This is a genomic window from uncultured Thiohalocapsa sp. (assembly GCF_913062725.1).
Taxonomy (GTDB): domain Bacteria; phylum Pseudomonadota; class Gammaproteobacteria; order Chromatiales; family Chromatiaceae; genus Thiohalocapsa.
The window spans coordinates 26,845-43,294 of sequence record NZ_CAJXWY010000037.1 but is presented as its reverse complement, the minus strand read 5'-3'; the positions used below and the strand labels follow the sequence as shown (position 1 = coordinate 43,294).

Sequence of the window (16,450 nt, the reverse complement as noted above, 5' to 3'; positions counted from 1 at the left end):
TCGGGCATCTGACATCCAATCGTGGTTCATGGCGCACTCCCGCATGACGTCGTCACAAATTTCTCTCTCTACTTATTTAGACATGCCTGCATGATTTGAGTTCATTCACCTTTGGTCTGACAAATGAAATCACTATACAGGCGATTCGCGATTTTGGCCAATTTGGCGCACTTTGCCCTGAATTTGGCGCGTTTGACCAATGATTGCCTCGTCATTGCCCCGTTTGCCGGCAAAACCGAGGATGCGCCGGGCGGCAGGTACACAGGGAGCAATCGGCTGAGGCAGCTGGGGGATCGGCAGCAAGCACGCCGGCGGCCTTGGGGTGCGGAACGCCGGTGTGTATCATGGTCGCGCACCCCACCGCAGCGGCTGGCCATCATCGACCTGCGCCAGGCCGGGCGCCCGGGGCACCTGACACCTGACCGAATCGTTGAGATATTCGAGGCACCTGATGGTTGGACCGGCGGCATCGGGCTCGATGCGGGGCCTACGCCTGCACACCACTCCGATGCTGCATCAGGACCTGGCGGTGCCGGTGCCCGGACCCGGCGAGGCCCTGGTGCGCGTGCGCTGCGCCGGCGTCTGCGGCACGGACCTGGCCATGCTGCGCGGCTACGCGCCCTTCAACGGCGTCATGGGCCACGAATTCGTCGGTGAGATCGCCGCGGCCGCCGACGCGCCGGCGCGCGCAGGCCAGCGCGTCGTCGGCGACATCAATGTCGCCTGCGGCACCTGCGCGCAATGCCGGGCGGGGCGGCGCAATCACTGCAAGCGGCGCGCGGTGCTGGGTATCCGCGGGCGCGACGGCGCCTTCGCCGAGTATTTGGTGCTGCCGCTGGCCAATCTGCATCCGGTGCCGGCGCAGGTGCCGGACGACGCCGCCGTGTTCACCGAGCCGCTGGCGGCGGCGTTGCAAATCACCCGCCAGGTGCCTCTGGGTCCGGCGGCGCGCGTCTTGGTTGTGGGCGCAGGGCGCCTGGGGCAGCTCATTGCGGGGGCGCTGCGGCTCACCGGCTGCGATCTCGCGGTGGTCGCGCGCCGCGAGCGCCAACGCACGCTGCTGGCGCAAGCGGGCCTTCGATGGCTGGCCGAAGACGCCGTGCCCGCCGATGCCTTCGACGTGGTGGTGGAAGCCAGCGGCGCCGCCGGCGGCCTGGCGCTGGCGCGCAAGGCACTGCGCCCGGGCGGTACCCTGGTGCTGAAGAGCACCTATGCCGGCGCGGTGGCGGTGGACCTGGCAGGCCTGGTGGTGGACGAAATCACCGTGGTCGGCTCCCGCTGCGGACCCTTGCCCGCTGCGCTGCGGCTGTTGGCGCAGGGCCTGGTGGACCCGCGGCCGCTCATCGACGAGCGCTTTCCCCTCGCCGAGGCCGAAGCGGCACTGCGCCGGGCGGCGCAGCCCGGGGTGCTGAAGGTGCTGATCGACTGCCGCTGACAACCGCGCCTTGCTTGGGTCGATGCGTGACGACCCGAAGCCGTGGGTGCGGGCGGCTCAGTCGCAGACCGGATCGCCGATGAGGTCGTGCTCCAGGCTGGCGGTGATGTCCACCTCGATGAAGTCGCCGGGTGAGAGCTCCCAGGCGCCGTTGATGATGACGTTGCCGTCGATCTCGGGTGCGTCCGCGTAGCTGCGGGCGATGACCTGATCCGCCAGCACTTCGTCCACCAGCACCGTCAGGCGCTGGCCCACGCGCGCGGCGAGCTTGGCGCGGCTGATGTCGGCCTGGGCTGCCATGAAGCGCTGCAGGCGCTCTGCCTTGACGGGCTCGGGGACGGCGTCCGGCAGGGCGTTGGCGGCGGCGCCGGCGACGGGTGAGTAGGCGAAGCAGCCGACGCGGTCCAGTTGCGCCTCGTGCAGGAAGGCCAGGAGCGCCTCGAAGTCGGCCTCCGTCTCACCGGGGAAGCCAACGATGAAGGTGCTGCGCATGACCAGCGCCGGGCAGATGCGGCGCCAGTCGGCGAGGCGCTCCAGCACTTTCTCCGCCGCCGCCGGCCGGCGCATGGCCTTGAGGATCTTCGGGCTCGCATGCTGCAGCGGCATGTCCAGGTAGGGCAGGATCAGACCGTCCGCCATCAGCGGCACCAGCCGATCGACGTGCGGATAGGGGTAGACGTAGTGCAGCCGCACCCAGGCGGGCAGCTCACCCAGGCCGCGGGCGAGGCTCTCGAGATCGGTGCGCAGCGGGCGCCCCCGCCAGAAGTCGGTGCGGTACCTGAGATCCAGTCCGTAGGCGCTGGTGTCCTGGGAAATGATCAGCAGCTCGCGCACACCGCCGTCCACCAGCCGGGCGGCCTCGGCCATCACCGCGCCCGCGGGCCGGCTGACCAGATCGCCGCGCATGCTGGGGATGATGCAAAAACTGCAACGGTGATTGCAGCCCTCGGAGATCTTCACATAGGCGTAGTGCGCCGGCGTGAGCTTGACGCCCGTCTCGGGCAGCAGGCTGGTGAAGGGGTGGGACGGGTCGGGCTCGGGCCGCGGCAAGTGCCGGTGCACGGCGTCCATGACTTCATCGTAGGCATGGGGGCCGGTGACGGCGAGCACCCGGGGATGGGTCTGCCGGATGAGGTCCGCGCGCGCGCCCAGGCAACCGGTGACGACCACCTTGCCGTGCTGGTCCAGCGCCTCGCCGATGGCCGTCAGGGATTCATCGACGGCGGCGTCGATGAAACCGCAGGTGTTCACCACCACCAGGTCGGCGCCGTCGTAATCGGGCGAGATGCCGTAGCCCTCCGCGCGCAGCTGCGTGAGGATGCGCTCGGAGTCCACGGTGGCCTTGGGACACCCCAGGCTGACGAAGCCCACTTGCGGGATCCGCCGACGACTGCCGGTTGGGGCATCGCCGACGCTGGTTGCTGCTTCTGACATGCTGTCCGAATCCTGCGCTTTTGCTGGTGTTGTGCCTTGCTTCAATGATGGATACGGGCGAAACTGCACGGTGCTGTAGGCATTAACCCCCAGGCACTTGGCGCAGAGGCGTGGCTGCTGACCCAGGGTCAACGTCCGAGCCCAGCCGCCGACGATACGACGCAACCATTACGATACAGACATCAGGTGAGGATCGAGGCCATGAAAAACTGCAAGCTCTGCCGTCTTAGCAAGGTGTGTAACGATCTTCCCGGCGTTTGTCTGCTGATCCCCTACTTGACGGTCGCCGTCGTCACCGTCACCGTCGGCTATCTGTTCGTCACCCAGGAACTGCTGATCTGAGCCGCCCGCCCGGGCGCAGCGCCAATGCCCGTGTACCAGGCCGAGTCCATGCCACACGCAACACCCCGTATCGGTCCGCGCAGTCGGGTCACCCTGCACCTGTCGCTGACGCTGGAGGACGGCACCGAGGTGCTGTCCACCTTCGGCGACGAGCCCCTCAGCTTCACCATGGGCGATGGCACGCTGGCGCCGGGGTTGGAGGAGATGCTGCTCGATCTGCCCGCGGGTGCCGAGACGCGACTGCTCGCCGAGGGCGCCGCGATCTTCGGCGCGCCGGAGCCGGATCTGGTGCATGATCTGGCGGTGGCTGACCTGCCGGCGGATTTTACCGCCGCGCCCGGACAGGTGATCGCTTTTGCCACGCCGGGCGGCCAGGAGACCCCTGGCACCGTGCTGGCGGTGAGCGCTGACCATGTGCGCGTGGACTTCAACCATCCGCTCGCCCACCGCGGCCTGCATGCCCGGGTGCAGGTGCAGGCCGTGCGCTGATCCGTGCGGCGCGCGCCGTTGCGTTTTACCATGGGGGCGCCCGGGCCGAGGTGGTAGCCTAGGGGCTTTCGGCACTCACCCCAACCCACCGGCTCCATGCAGGACTACCACCCAAGCCCCGATCTGCTGCGTGATCGCATCATCCTCGTGACCGGCGCCGTCGAGGGCGTCGGCAGGGCCGTGGCGCGTGGCGCCGCCCGGCACGGTGCCACGGTGGTGCTGTGTGCCAAGGACGAAGCCAAGCTCGAGGCCGTCTACGACGAGATCGAGGCCGACGGCGGCCCCGAGCCGGCCAGCCTCCCGCTCGACCTGGAACAGGCGGACGAGCCCTTGTACCTGGGCGTCGCCACCACGCTGGGCGACGAGCTCGGGCGGCTGGACGGGCTGGTGCACTGCGCCACCTACGCCCCCTTCCTGAGCCGGGTGGACGATTACGACGCCGAGCAATGGCAGCGGGTGACGCGCGTCAACCTGACGGCGCCCTTTCTGCTCACCCAGGCCTGCATGCCGCTGCTGCGCGCCGCCGACGATGCCTCGGTGGTGTTCACGGCCGACCGCGTCGGCCGCCGCGGGCTCGCCTACTGGGGCGCCTTTGCTGCGGCCAAGTTCGGCATCGAAGGGCTCACGCAGGTGCTGGCGGAAGAGACCCGCGACAGCACCCGCATCCGCGTCAACAGCCTGGACCCCGGCATTGTGCGCACCGCCCAGCGCCGCCAGCTCTACCCGGGCGAGGATCCCAACACCCTGCCCACCGCGGACGTGGCGGTGCCCGCATACCTGTGGCTGCTCGGCCCGGATTCGGCCGGCACCACGGGCCAGGCGCTCTCGGCGCAGGGCGCCTGACGCCGCAGGCGATGGCAGCCTGGCCATGCGGGCATTGATGCCGAGGCGGTAAACAGCGTGCATTGGACGCAGACTGGGGAGCGTCTCATCTACGCCGGGCTCTGGCTCGCGCTGGTGGGCTATTGGCTGTTCTTCTCGCCCGCGCCGCCCGCGGACCTCCTCGGTGAGATCACCGCGCTGGCGGTGGCTGACACCAGCCGCGTCGACCCCATCGCCATCGCCGTGTTCAACCTGCTGGGCGTGCTGCCGACGGCCTTTCTGGCCATTGTGCTGTTCGATCCCGGCCGACCCGCATCGCCGGTGGGCCCGTGGCCCTTCGCCATCGGCGCCTATTTTCTGGGCGGCATCATCCTGCTGCCCTATCTGGTGCTGCGCAACAGCGGCGAACCGCTGCAACCGTCACCCGGCGCGTTCACACGAGCCATCGGCTCAAGGGTTGCGGGCCGGATCCTGCTCCTCATCGCACTGGCCCTGGTGGGCTTTGCGCTCATCGCCGGCAGCGCGGCGGCCTACGCCCAACAGTTTGCCGGCTCGCAATTCATCGCCGTGATGAGCGCAGATCTACTCGCCCTCACCACCGCCCTGCACCTCGCCGCCGCGACGGATCGACGGCGCCGCGCACTGGGACCGGCGCCCGGTTGGCAACACCTGCCACTGTTCGGGCCCTTGTTGTACCTGGCCACCCGTCCGCGGCGCACCGGCTGACGTTGGGCGCGGCGGTCGGCTGCCGCCGCACCCCGCCGCGCCAGTGTTGCTGCCAATCGCCCGCGCCGACGGCCTCTGCACGCTACAATGGCGAGTCTGCCCACAGCCGCCGTCAAGCACACGAGCCCGGAGACCATGCCCCCAGCCACCGCCCCAGCCACTGCCCAGGCCGGCCATGCCGCCACCCGCACCGCCGGCGCCACCGCGGCCGATGTGCGCCGGGTCGCCGACGCCGTGCGCCGCCGGGTGCTCGACTACACCCTGCAGAACAACGGCGGCTATCTGAGCCAGGCCTGCTCCTCGGCGGAATTGCTGGCGACCCTGTATTTGCGGGTGCTGCGGCTGGGGCCGAGCACGGCGCCGCTGGTGCCGCGCCCCTTTGCCGGCGTCCCCGGCGCGGGCAACCCCGAGGCGTTCACCGGCGCCGACTACAACGGCCCGCGGGACCCGGCACTGGACCGGTTCATTTTCTCGCCGGTGCACTACGCGCTGGTGCTCTACTCCCTGCTCATCGAGCTCGGCCGCCTGGGCCCCGATGGTCTCGAGGCCTTCAACCAGGACGGCAGCACCGTGGAGCTCATCGGCGCCGAGCATTCGCCGGGACACGAAGTCACAGCAGGCTCCCTCGGCCAGGCCCTGAGCCAGGCCGGCGGCATCGCCCTGGCGCGGCGCCTCAAAGGCGAGCGCGGACGCGTCTGGGTGTTCATGTCCGACGGTGAGCTGCAGGAAGGCCAGACCTGGGAGGCCTTTGCGGCGCTGGCGCACCACCGCATCGGCAACCTCGGCGTCTATATCGACGCCAACGCCCAGCAGTGCGACGGCGCCATGGCCGATACCATGACCATCGAGCCGCTGGCCGGGCGCCTGCGGGCGTTCGGCGCCGAGGTGCACGAGGTGGACGGCCATGACAGCGATGCGCTGGCGGCGCCGGCGGCGGACTTCGGCGGCGGCGACCGCCCGCTGGCGGTCATTGCCCGCACCGATCCCTGCCGCGGCGTCGAGCTGATGCGCGCGCGCGCACCCAGGCTGCATTACCTGCGCTTCAAGTCCGATGCCGAGCTTCAGGCCTATGCGGCGCTGCTGGCGACGCTCGACGCGGAGGCCCGGGCATGATCGAAACCGTCACCCGCCCGCATCGCGCGCACCTCGTGCGCTGGGCCGCACAACGGCCCGAGGTGCTGGTGCTGTCCGCGGACCTCACCGCCTCCTGCGAGGCGGACCTGTTCCGCGACACCTACCCCGGGCGGTTCTTCTCCCTCGGCATGGCGGAGCAGAACATGATGGGCTTCGCCGCCGGGCTCGCCCGCGAAGGGTTTTTCCCCTACGTCCACACCTTTGCGGTGTTCATCACCCGCCGGCCCTTCGACCAGGTGGCCATGGCCATCGGCTATCCGAGCCTGCCGGTGCGGCTGGTGGGCTTTTTGCCCGGGCTGACGACGCCGGGCGGGGTCACCCATCAGGCCATCGATGATGTTGGTCTCATGCGTCTCATCCCCAACATGACGGTTTTGGAGGCGGGGGACGCCACGGAGGTGACGTCCGTGCTGGACGTGGCCCAGGCGGTGGATGGGCCGGTGTATATCCGCCAGCTGCGCGGCGAGGTGCCGCGGCTGTTTCCGGCGGATGCTCCCATGCGGCTGGGACGCGCCCGCGTGCTCGCCGGCGGCGACGACCTGTGCGTGGTCTCCAGCGGCATCTGCACCGAAGAGGCCCTGCGCGCCACCGCGGCGCTGCGCGCCAAAGGGCTGGGCGTGCGGCACCTGCACGTGTCCACCCTGAAGCCCTTCGATGATCCAGCCGTGCTCGATGCCCTGGCCGGCGTGCGCCTGGGGGTGATCACCATGGAGAACCACAGCGTCATCGGCGGCCTCGGTGACGCCGTGGCGGCGCTGATGACCAAGCACGGCGTTGGTGGGCGCCTGCGGCGACTGGGGCTGCAGGACACCTATGCCCACGGCGCCGGCAAGGCCTATTTGCTGCGGGAGTACGGGCTCGATGCGGCGGCCCTGGTGCGGGCGGCGGAGACCCTCGCCGGCGCCCGCCTGGACATCGATGACAGCGATTTGGCGGCGGTGCGCATGGGCACGCTGACGGCCGCCGAGAAGACCGAAGACCTTTGATTCCGCGCGGCTCGACCGGATTCTCGGGCCGTTTCACTCGGCCCATCCCCGGCGGCTGTCCCATCCCGAAGGAGACCCTCATTCATGTCCGATCTCGAAATCCGCTGCGAGCACAAGCCCTCCCCCGCCAAGCTGGAGGTGCTGGGCGTGGAGCAGTGGCCCGTTTGGAAAAAGGAGCCGTCCACCTTCCCCTGGACCTACAGCCAAGCCGAAACCTGCTACATCGTCCGCGGCAAGTTCACCGTCACGCCCGACGGCGGCGAGCCCCAGCAGTTCGGTCGCGGAGATCTGATCACGTTCCCCGCCGGCCTTTCGTGCACCTGGGAGATCACCCAGGCGGTGGAGAAGCACTACGACCTACAGTAGGCGGCGGCCGCCGTCAGTCGCCCGGCTCATCCATGCTGCCGTGACGATAGCCGAACAGGTCCAGACAGACGTGGCGAAAGCCCAGGCTCTGCAGCGCTTCGCCGACCGCATCGGCGTGCTGCGCCAGGCGCTCACGCTGGCCGGACGCGACTTCGATGCGTGCGAGGGCGCCGTGGCTGCGCACCCGCACGGACTCGAAGGCCATGTCCTGCAGCAGGCGCTCGGCCTCTTCCACGCGCTGCAGCTCGCGCATGGAGACCGGGTGGTTATGGCGTAACCGTGTCAGCAGGCAGGCGTTGCTCGGCTTGCGCCAGGTCGGCAGATCCAGCGCCTGGGAGATGGCGCGCACGGCCGCCTTGTCGATGCCCTGCTGGATGAACGGCGTGCCGATACCGAGCGCCCGCAGCGCCCGCAAGCCCGGGCGGCTCTGTGCGGCATCATCGAGGTTGCTGGCGTCGAGCACGGTGGCATGGCCGAGCCGCTGCGCCCGCTCCAGCAGCAGTTGATACATGCGGTACTTGCAGCGATGGCAGCGATCCGGTGGGTTGTCCGCCATGCCCGCGGGCATCTCCATTTCCACCAGCTCATGGCGCAGGCCCAGCGCCGTGGCCAGTTCCACGGCATCGCCGATCTCCTGGCGGACCATGTAGGGCGTCACGGCGGTGAGCGCCACCACCTTGTCGGCGCCCACCGCCGCGCGCGCGCAGGCGAGCAGCAGGGCGCTGTCCGCCCCGCCGGAGAACGCCACGGCGATGCCGCCATCGACATTGCTCAGGCCGTTCACCACGGCCTCGTACCTCGCATCCATCGCCAGCCTCCCGGTGTCTCTCACCGCCGCTGTTGTTGGTGGTCTGTACGCCGGCGACGAGGCCGCGCGCCTGCGGTCGGCGGGGCAGTATATACCCGATGTCAGCCGATGTCCGACTGACGCTGCAGCGGCTTGGATCGCAGTGGGGGTGGGGGGGACGGATCTGGACGGCGCGGCCGCCGGCGCGGGCATCACTCCCGGGCGAGGCCATCGACGTGCTGATAACCACGGGGCAGCACCGTGCCCCGGCGCCCGCGCTCACCCACATAGCGCTGCAGCTCGTCGGGCTTTAGCTTGCGGCGGCGCTTGCCGGACAAGATGACGAGATGGGCAGCCGCGCTCAGCACGGTCATGGCAACGACATGCTCTTCACGCGCCCGCGCTTTGGCCGCCGGAATGCCGATGAGCTTGTTGCCCTTGCCGCGCACGAGCGCCGGGAGATCGGCGATGGGGAAGGCCAACAGGTGGCCATTGCTGGTGACGGCGACCACCAGCCCGGCCGCGTCGCCCGGCACGCACACCGGCGGCAATACCTGCGCGCCCGCCGGCAGTGTCAGCACCGCCTTGCCCGTGCGGGGCTTGGCGAACAGGTCCGACAGCGTGCACATAAAGCCGTAGCCGGCATCGGAGGCCAGGAGCCAACGGCCATCCGCGTCGCCGCCCAGCACGGCGACGAAGCTCGCACCGGGCGGCGGCTCGAGCCGACCGGTGAGGGGCTCGCCCTGGCCGCGGGCCGACGGCAGGGTATGCGCCGGCAGCGCGTAGGCGCGGCCGGTGGAGTCCAGGAAGACCGCGAGCTGGTTGCTGCGCAGCCGCGCCGCGCCGAGAAAGCCGTCGCCGGCCTTGTAGCCCAGGGTGGTGGGATCGATGTCGTGCCCCTTCGCCGAGCGGACCCAGCCCTTTTGCGACAGGATCACGGTCACCGGCTCGCTCGGATTCAGTTCCGTGTCGTTGAGGGCCTGCGCGCCTTCGCGCTCCACCAGCGGTGAGCGCCGCTCGTCCCCATAGGCGTCGGCGTCGTGCTGCAGTTCTTCGATGATGAGATCGCGCAGCCTGCCGGGGTCGCCCAGCGTGGCCTGCAGCGCGTCGCGCTCCGCCTGCAGGGATGCCTGCTCGGCGCGGATCTTGACTTCCTCCAGCCGCGCCAGCTGCCGCAACCGGGTGTTCAGCACATACTCCGCCTGGGTGTCGGCAAGCTCGAAGCGGGCCATCAGCACCGCCTTGGGCTCATCCTCGGTGCGGATGATGCGGATGACCTCGTCGATATTGAGGAAGGCGATGAGCAGGCCCTGCAACAGGTGCAGGCGCTCCAGCACCTTATCCAGCCGGTGCTGCAGCCGCCGGCGGACGGTCGCGCGGCGGTAGTCCAGCCATTCACCCAGGATCTCCCGCAGATTCATCACCCGCGGGCGCCCGTCCATGGCGATCATGTTGAGATTGACCCGGTAGCTCTTCTCGAGGTCCGTGGTGGCGAACAGGTGCGACATGAGCCGCGGCACATCGACCCGGCTCGAGCGCGGCACGATGACGAAGCGGGTCGGGCACTCGTGGTCCGACTCGTCGCGCAGGTCTTCGATCATGGGCAGCTTCTTCGCCTGCATCTGGCCGGCGATCTGCTCCATGATGCGGTTGCCAGACACCTGGTATGGCAGGGCCGTGATCACGATCTCGCCTTGCTCCAGGCTCCAGCGGGCGCGTTGCTTGATGCTGCCCTGACCGGTCTCGTACAGGCGCCTGAGCTCCGGCGCCGGGGTGATGATCTCGCCGGCGGTGGGCAGGTCGGGCCCCGGCACGTCGCGCATGAGCGCGGCGACATCGGCCTCCGGATGCCGCAGCAGATGGATGCAGGCCCGGGCCACCTCGCGCAGGTTGTGCGAGGGGATGTCCGTGGCCATGCCGACGGCGATGCCGGCGGCCCCGTTCAGCAGCAGGTTCGGCAGCCGCGCCGGCAGCAGCTTGGGCTCTTCCAGGGTGCCGTCGAAATTGGGCTGCCAGTCGACGGTGCCCTGCCCCACCTCCGCCAGCAGGACTTCCGAGTAGCGGGTCAGCCGCGCCTCGGTATAGCGCATGGCGGCGAAGGACTTGGGGTCGTCCGCGGAGCCCCAGTTGCCCTGCCCGTCGATGAGGGGATAGCGGTAGCTGAAGGACTGTGCCATCAGCACCATGGCCTCGTAGCAGGCCGAATCCCCGTGCGGATGGAATTTACCGAGCACGTCGCCGACGGTGCGCGCCGACTTTTTGAATTTGGCCGTCGCCGAGAGCCCGAGATCGGACATGGCGTAGAGGATGCGCCGCTGCACCGGCTTCAGCCCGTCGCCGACGTGCGGCAGGGCACGGTCGAGGATGACGTACATGGAGTAGTCCAGGTACGCGCGCTCGCTGAACAGATGCAGGGGCAGGCGCTCCAGCCCCTCCGGATTGGGTGTGGTGAGATCGCTCATGGGCGCCCGATGCTCGAGTCCCGCGCGGTTGCGGCCGGCGGGACGGCCAGTGGATTTGCGGTGTCTTAGTGGGCGCCGGCCCCACGCAGTGAGGCCTCCACCATCAGCCACATGATGTGCAGCACGATCCAGGTGTAAACGCCGGCCGCCAGGTCGTCCAGCATGATGCCGAGACCGCCCTTGAAGCGCTCCTGCAGGCCCGCGATGGGCCACGGCTTGTAGATATCGAAGGCGCGGAACAGGGCGAAGCCGGCGATGATCCACATGATGCCCGCGGGGGCTGCGATCATGGCGATGAGGAAGCCGACCACTTCATCCCAGACGATGGCGGCGGGGTCATCGGCGCCGAGGTCATCGGCCACCTGACCCACGGCCCAGACGCCCGCGGCGAACAGACCGGCGACCACCACCACATAGAGCACCAGCGGCAGCATGGACAGCAGCAGATAGAGTGCGACACCCACCAGCGTGCCGACGGTACCGGGGGCCTTGGGGGCGAGCCCGGCGCCACCGGCGAAGGCGAGCAGGTGCTTGGGGTCGGAGAGATTCATGTTGGGTGCGGCGGCTTCGGCGGATGTGCTCATTTCTGACTCCTTGGGCGATGACAATGATTGGGATCAAAAGATTGGCCTGTAAACGCCGATATTGTCGCACAGCAGCACGCACGGTGCGCCGCCGGTATCCGGCCCTGACGCGGCCGCACGCTCAGGTGGCGGCGAAGTGATCGTAACCGCCGCCGTGCCCGCGCCAGAGGCTGCCGTCGGTGCGCAGGCAGCGCAGGCCGTCGCCGGACTCGATCTCGCCGATGATGGTCAGCGGGCAGCCGGCGGCCGCCGCCAGCGCCGGCAACTGCGCCGCCGCCGCGCGGGGCAGCGTGAAGCACAGCTCGTAGTCGTCCCCCGAGGCCAGCGGCAGCATCCAGTCGTCGTGCGGTGCCACCACCGCCGCCACCTGATCCGCCAGCGGCAGCCGCGCCAGCTCGACCCGTGCACCACAGCCGCTGGCCTCGAGCACATGACCCAGGTCTGCGAGCAGGCCGTCGGAGAGGTCGATGGCCGAGGTGGCGACATCGCGCAGCCGTTCGCCGAGGGCCACCCGCGGCGTGGGGCGCTCCAGGCGCCGGCGCAGCGCCTCGTCCACGGGCTCGCCGGCCAACAGGCGCCGCAGCGCCAGGCCCGCATCGCCGATGGTGCCGCTGACGCCGATGATATCGCCGGGGCGGGCGCCGTTGCGCCGCAGCGCGCGGCCGTCCGGCACGAAGCCATGAGCCTGCACCGTGATGGTGAGCGGCCCGCGGGTGACGTCACCGCCCACCAGGCGCACGGCCTGCGCCGCCGCCAGCGCGCCGAAGCCGCGGGCCAAAGCGGCGAGCCAGGCCGCGTCCGCCTCCGGCAGGGTCAGCGCCATCGTGGCCCAGGCGGGCTCGGCGCCGACGGCGGCGAGGTCGCTGAGATTCACCGCCAGGGCCTTCCACCCCAGCGACTCGGGGTCGGTGTCGGGCAGGAAGTGCACGCCGGCCACCAGGGTGTCGATGCCCACGGCGAGCGCCTGGCCCGCGGGCACCCGCAACAGGGCGCAGTCGTCGCCGACGTCCACCAGCACATCGTCGCGGGCGGCGCCGACGCCGGTGAGATAACGGCGGATCAGATGGAACTCGGACATGGCTCGGCTGACCCGTGCCGTACGGGGCGCGCGCTGGCCCGTGGATGGGCGCTGATCAACGCCCGCCGGCGGCAGACGCGGGGCCGCGCACCCTGCGGGCGAGCTTGTCCAGCACACCGTTGACGTAGCGATGCCCCTCGGTGGCACCGAACTCCTTGGCCAGATTCACGGCCTCGTTGATGATCACGCCCACGGGCAGTTGCGGGGAGTGCAGCAGCTCGTAGGCGCCGATGCGCAGGATATTGCGCTCCACCGGGTCGAGGCTGGTGACCGAGCGGTCGAGCAGGGGCCGCAGGGCGTCGTCGATGGCGTCGGCGTGCTCGGCGGCGCCGCGCACCAGCTCGCTGAACAGCTGCGGGCTGTAGCGCGCCCGGGTGAGGGTCTCGGCGTCCGTGGCGGTCTCGCCCAGCAGATCTTCGGCGACGGCGGCGGCCCAGGCCGGATCATCCAGGAAGTGGCGCACGATTTCGGCGGGATCCTGGGCGCTGAGCTGCCACTGGTAGAGTGCCAGCAGCGCATAGCGGCGGGCTTCGCTGCGGGGTCCGGCCATCAGTCGAGCTGGCGCAGCAGATCGGCCATCTCCAGTGCGGACATGGCCGCCTCGGCGCCCTTGTTGCCGGCCTTGGTGCCGGCGCGCTCGATGGCCTGCTCGATACTGTCCACCGTGAGCACACCGAAGGCGACGGGCACGGCGTGTTGCAGGCTCACCTGGGCGATGCCTTTCACGCACTCGCCGGCGACGTAGTCGAAATGCGGCGTGCCGCCGCGGATCACGGCGCCGAGGGCGATGATGGCATCGAAGCCGCCCTTGGCGGCGATGCGCTCGATGGTCACCGGCATCTCGAAGGCGCCGGGCACCCGGACGATGCGCAGATTGGCCTCATCGGCGCCGTGGCGGATCAGGGTGTCGATGGCGCCCTTCTCGAGGCTTTCGACGATGTAGCTGTTCCAGCGCGATACCACCAGACAGAAACGGCCCTGCTCCGCGCGCAGCACGCCTTCGACGGTCTTGATCATGGTTTGTCACCGCAATTGGTTGCTGATTGCAGCGGCACGGGTGCCGCTGCCGCCGACGCGCCCGCCTCCGGACGCCGGGTTGCCGGCGCCAGCGGCGTCAGCCGCCGACGTACTCCACCACTTCGAGGTCGAAGCCGGAGATGCCGTGCATGGACTTGGGTGCGCTCATCACCCGCATCCTGCGCACGCCCAGGTCGGCGAGGATCTGCGCACCGATGCCGTAGGTGCGCAGCTCGCTGCGGTCGGTGCGCAGCCGGGGCGCCTGTTCTTCGTCGTCCTGGTTGCAGAGCTGGCGGACCTTGCTCAGCACGTCGTCGGAGCGGTCGCGGTTGCGCAGCACCACGATCACGCCCGCGCCGGCCTCGGCGATCTGCCGCATCACATCCCGCAGCGGCCAGCCGCAGGCGGGGTGATCGGCCCCGAACAGGTCGCAGAGGGTGTTTTGCAGATGCACCCGCACCAGCGTCGGGCGCTCGGGCGAGATCTCCCCGAGCACCAGCGCCAGGTGTACCTGGCCCTCGATGGTGTCACGGTAGGCGGTGACGCGGAAGTGCCCGAGCTCGGTGGGCAGCTCGCAGCGCTCCTCGCGCATCACGGCCTTCTCGTTGGCGACGCGGTAGTGGATCAGATCCGCGATGGTGCCGATCTTGAGACCGTGATCGGCGGCGAAGGCCTCGAGATCCGCCCGCCGCGCCATGGTGCCGTCCTCGTTCAGCACCTCGACGATCACCGCCGCGGGCTCGAAGCCCGCGAGCCGCGCCAGATCACAGCCGGCCTCGGTGTGGCCGGCGCGCACCAGCACCCCGCCCGGCTGCGCCATGAGCGGAAACACATGCCCCGGCTGCACCAGATCCGTGGACTTGGCGTCCGGCGCCACCGCGGCGCGCACGGTCTGGGCCCGATCGGCGGCGGAGATGCCGGTGGTGACGCCGCGCGCCGCTTCGATGGACACGGTGAAGGCCGTGGAGTGCGGGGCGTTGTTGGCGTTGACCATCAGCGGCAGGTGCAGGCGCTCGCAGCGGGCCTTGGTGAGGGTCAGGCAAATGAGGCCGCGGCCGTACTTGGCCATGAAGTTGATGGCCTCGGGCGTGATGCAGTCCGCGGCGATGAGCAGGTCGCCCTCGTTCTCGCGATCCTCGTCGTCCATGATGACGACCATCCGCCCAGCACGCAGGTCACTGATAATCTCGTCGGTGGAGTTCAGCGCTGTGGCGGTGGCAGACATCATCGGGTGGACGGACGCACGCGGGCGGCATAGTGCAAAACAGCCCCACAATTTACCATAGCGCCCGGGGGACCGTCACCAGGTAAGCGCGAGGGTTGGTCGCCGCCGGTGGCATCAGCTGGCGAAGCCGTGGCGGCGCAGGAACTCCTCCGTGATGGCCTCGGTGCCCGCCTCCGCCGCATGGTCGCCGAGCAGCAGGCGCTCGAGGTAGCGCGCGAGCAGATCCACTTCCAGGTTCACGCGGGTGCCGACGCGATAGTCGCCGATGATGGTCTCCTGCAGGGTGTGCGGCACGATGTTCAGCTCGAACACGGCGCCCACCACCCGGTTCACCGTCAGGCTGGTGCCGTCCACGCAGATGGAGCCCTTGTGGGCGATGTAGCGCGCCAATGCGCCGGGGGCGTGGATCTGGAGCCGCCAGGAGCGTGCGTCCTCGCGCACTTCCAGCACCTGCCCCACGCCGTCCACATGGCCGCTGACGAGATGTCCGCCCAGGGGTGTGGCGAGCGTCAGCGCGGTTTCCAGGTTGACGCGGGCGCCGTTGCCGAGGCCGCCGAGGGTGGTGTTCGCCAGGGTCTCGCGGGAGACATCGGCGGCGAAGCGATCGCCGTTGAGCGCCACCGCGGTGAGGCAAACGCCGTTGACGGCGATGCTGTCGCCCAGGCTCACCCGGCTCAGGTCCAGGGGACCACAGCGCACATGCAGGCGCATGTCGCCGCCGGCGGGGGCGATGCGCTCGATTTCACCGACGGCTTGGATCAGGCCTGTGAACATGACTCGATAGGGCGTGCGTTGGCGCCGGGCCGCCTTTGACGGCGGACGCGGCGGTGACTCGTCTCCAGCTCCAGGATGCGCCGGGCTCAATCGATTTGCAGAAAATCGACACCGGCGGGGCGCTCGAAGCGGAACATGCTGTACTGCAGCTGCGGGTTGCGGTCGACGTCGGTGAAGATGAAGCGCGTCAGCTGCCCGAAGCGGTCTTCCATCAGCAGTGTGTCCAGCTCGCCGTCGACGAAACCGATCTGCAGCTTGGCCACGTCCGTGTCCTGCGTCTTCGGGATCAGCTCGGCCCAAGTGCGGTGATCATCGCGCTCGAGGTTGCTGATGTCGAAATACTGCTCCGGCGGCTCGCGGCTCGCCAGCAACTGCGCCGGGGTGCCGTCCAGGATTTGCTTCTGGCTGCGGTGGGTGACCTGGCTCAGTTCCTCGTCGTGCATGTAGATGCGTTTGCCATCGGCGACGATGCGCTGGTTGCTGGGGTTTTCGTAGTCCCAGAGGAAGCGATCCGGGCGCAGCAGGTAGAAGGTGCCGCTGGCCTCGAGGGCCGCGCCGCCATCCGCCGGGATGGTGATCTGTCGAAAATCCGCCTGCAGGCTGTTCAGGCCGCGCAGATAGGCGGTGACCGCCTCGACGCCGTCGGCGCCGGCGCCGGGCGCCGCGGTGAGCGCGGCGAGCAGCAACGCATGGCGCGCGAGTACCGTGGCGCGCCGGCGCCGGCGCGGGCACGGCGCCAGGCGCTTGCGCACGGGCGCCGTGATGTGCAGTAAGAACGACAACAAGTGA

General features: G+C 69.6%; 18 protein-coding genes. 8 read left to right on the top strand and 10 right to left on the bottom strand.

The window, feature by feature from the left end; all coding sequences use genetic code 11:
• Positions 1-508 precede the first annotated feature (508 nt).
• Positions 509-1,435: an alcohol dehydrogenase catalytic domain-containing protein gene (locus tag QZ588_RS11565; protein WP_295542867.1), complete on the top strand. Its 927-nt coding sequence runs from the start codon at positions 509-511 to the stop codon at positions 1,433-1,435.
• A gap of 57 nt (positions 1,436-1,492) precedes the next feature.
• Here the strand turns inward: QZ588_RS11565 and rimO are convergent, their stop codons facing one another.
• A complete protein-coding gene (gene rimO / locus QZ588_RS11560; RefSeq protein WP_295542865.1) occupies positions 1,493-2,869 on the bottom strand; it encodes a 30S ribosomal protein S12 methylthiotransferase RimO in 1,377 nt (458 codons plus the stop codon).
• A gap of 201 nt (positions 2,870-3,070) precedes the next feature.
• On the opposite strand from rimO, the gene QZ588_RS11555 reads away from it, so the two are divergent.
• The 7 genes from QZ588_RS11555 to QZ588_RS11525 all read left to right on the top strand — a co-directional run bounded on the left by QZ588_RS11555 (position 3,071) and on the right by QZ588_RS11525 (position 7,734).
• Positions 3,071-3,211, top strand: a complete 141-nt coding sequence (locus QZ588_RS11555) for a hypothetical protein (RefSeq protein WP_295542863.1) — start codon at positions 3,071-3,073, stop codon at positions 3,209-3,211.
• A gap of 24 nt (positions 3,212-3,235) precedes the next feature.
• Positions 3,236-3,700: an FKBP-type peptidyl-prolyl cis-trans isomerase gene (locus QZ588_RS11550; RefSeq protein ID WP_295542862.1), complete on the top strand. Its 465-nt coding sequence runs from the start codon at positions 3,236-3,238 to the stop codon at positions 3,698-3,700.
• 96 nt (positions 3,701-3,796) lie between these two features.
• Complete coding sequence (locus QZ588_RS11545; protein ID WP_295542860.1) at positions 3,797-4,543, top strand: YciK family oxidoreductase; 747 nt, start codon at positions 3,797-3,799, stop codon at positions 4,541-4,543.
• Between the two features lie 57 nt (positions 4,544-4,600).
• Entirely contained in the window at positions 4,601-5,248 is a 648-nt protein-coding gene (locus QZ588_RS11540) for a hypothetical protein (protein WP_295542858.1), read from the top strand.
• A 135-nt stretch (positions 5,249-5,383) separates the two neighbouring features.
• Complete coding sequence (locus QZ588_RS11535; protein ID WP_295542855.1) at positions 5,384-6,361, top strand: 1-deoxy-D-xylulose-5-phosphate synthase N-terminal domain-containing protein; 978 nt, start codon at positions 5,384-5,386, stop codon at positions 6,359-6,361.
• Positions 6,358-7,368, top strand: a complete 1,011-nt coding sequence (locus QZ588_RS11530; RefSeq protein WP_295542853.1) for a transketolase C-terminal domain-containing protein — start codon at positions 6,358-6,360, stop codon at positions 7,366-7,368. Before QZ588_RS11535 ends, QZ588_RS11530 begins: the two co-directional genes overlap by 4 nt.
• Before the next feature lie 84 nt (positions 7,369-7,452).
• The gene (locus QZ588_RS11525) at positions 7,453-7,734 is read left to right on the top strand and encodes a cupin domain-containing protein (protein WP_295542852.1); all 282 of its coding nucleotides are present in this window, start codon (positions 7,453-7,455) and stop codon (positions 7,732-7,734) included.
• Between the two features lie 13 nt (positions 7,735-7,747).
• Here the strand turns inward: QZ588_RS11525 and larE are convergent, their stop codons facing one another.
• The 9 genes from larE to lolA all read right to left on the bottom strand — a co-directional run bounded on the left by larE (position 7,748) and on the right by lolA (position 16,446).
• The gene (larE, locus tag QZ588_RS11520; protein ID WP_295542850.1) at positions 7,748-8,542 is read right to left on the bottom strand and encodes an ATP-dependent sacrificial sulfur transferase LarE; all 795 of its coding nucleotides are present in this window, start codon (positions 8,540-8,542) and stop codon (positions 7,748-7,750) included.
• 191 nt (positions 8,543-8,733) lie between these two features.
• Positions 8,734-10,983 (bottom strand): DNA topoisomerase IV subunit A, encoded by a 2,250-nt coding sequence (gene parC / locus QZ588_RS11515; RefSeq protein WP_295542848.1) that lies wholly within the window; start codon positions 10,981-10,983, stop codon positions 8,734-8,736.
• A 65-nt stretch (positions 10,984-11,048) separates the two neighbouring features.
• Entirely contained in the window at positions 11,049-11,567 is a 519-nt protein-coding gene (locus tag QZ588_RS11510) for a phosphatidylglycerophosphatase A (protein ID WP_295542847.1), read from the bottom strand.
• Positions 11,568-11,688: 121 nt separating this feature from the next.
• A complete protein-coding gene (gene thiL, locus QZ588_RS11505) occupies positions 11,689-12,645 on the bottom strand; it encodes a thiamine-phosphate kinase (RefSeq protein ID WP_295542845.1) in 957 nt (318 codons plus the stop codon).
• Positions 12,646-12,700: 55 nt separating this feature from the next.
• On the bottom strand, positions 12,701-13,195 hold the full coding sequence (gene nusB / locus QZ588_RS11500) for a transcription antitermination factor NusB (protein ID WP_295542843.1): 495 nt from the start codon (positions 13,193-13,195) through the stop codon (positions 12,701-12,703).
• Complete coding sequence (gene ribE, locus QZ588_RS11495; RefSeq protein WP_295542841.1) at positions 13,195-13,662, bottom strand: 6,7-dimethyl-8-ribityllumazine synthase; 468 nt, start codon at positions 13,660-13,662, stop codon at positions 13,195-13,197. The genes nusB and ribE overlap by 1 nt, the downstream gene beginning before the upstream one ends.
• A 97-nt stretch (positions 13,663-13,759) precedes the next feature.
• On the bottom strand, positions 13,760-14,890 hold the full coding sequence (ribBA, locus tag QZ588_RS11490) for a bifunctional 3,4-dihydroxy-2-butanone-4-phosphate synthase/GTP cyclohydrolase II (RefSeq protein WP_295542840.1): 1,131 nt from the start codon (positions 14,888-14,890) through the stop codon (positions 13,760-13,762).
• A gap of 111 nt (positions 14,891-15,001) precedes the next feature.
• Entirely contained in the window at positions 15,002-15,661 is a 660-nt protein-coding gene (locus QZ588_RS11485) for a riboflavin synthase (RefSeq protein ID WP_295542839.1), read from the bottom strand.
• 86 nt (positions 15,662-15,747) lie between these two features.
• Positions 15,748-16,446 (bottom strand): outer membrane lipoprotein chaperone LolA, encoded by a 699-nt coding sequence (gene lolA / locus QZ588_RS11480; RefSeq protein WP_295542837.1) that lies wholly within the window; start codon positions 16,444-16,446, stop codon positions 15,748-15,750.
• Positions 16,447-16,450 lie beyond the last annotated feature (4 nt).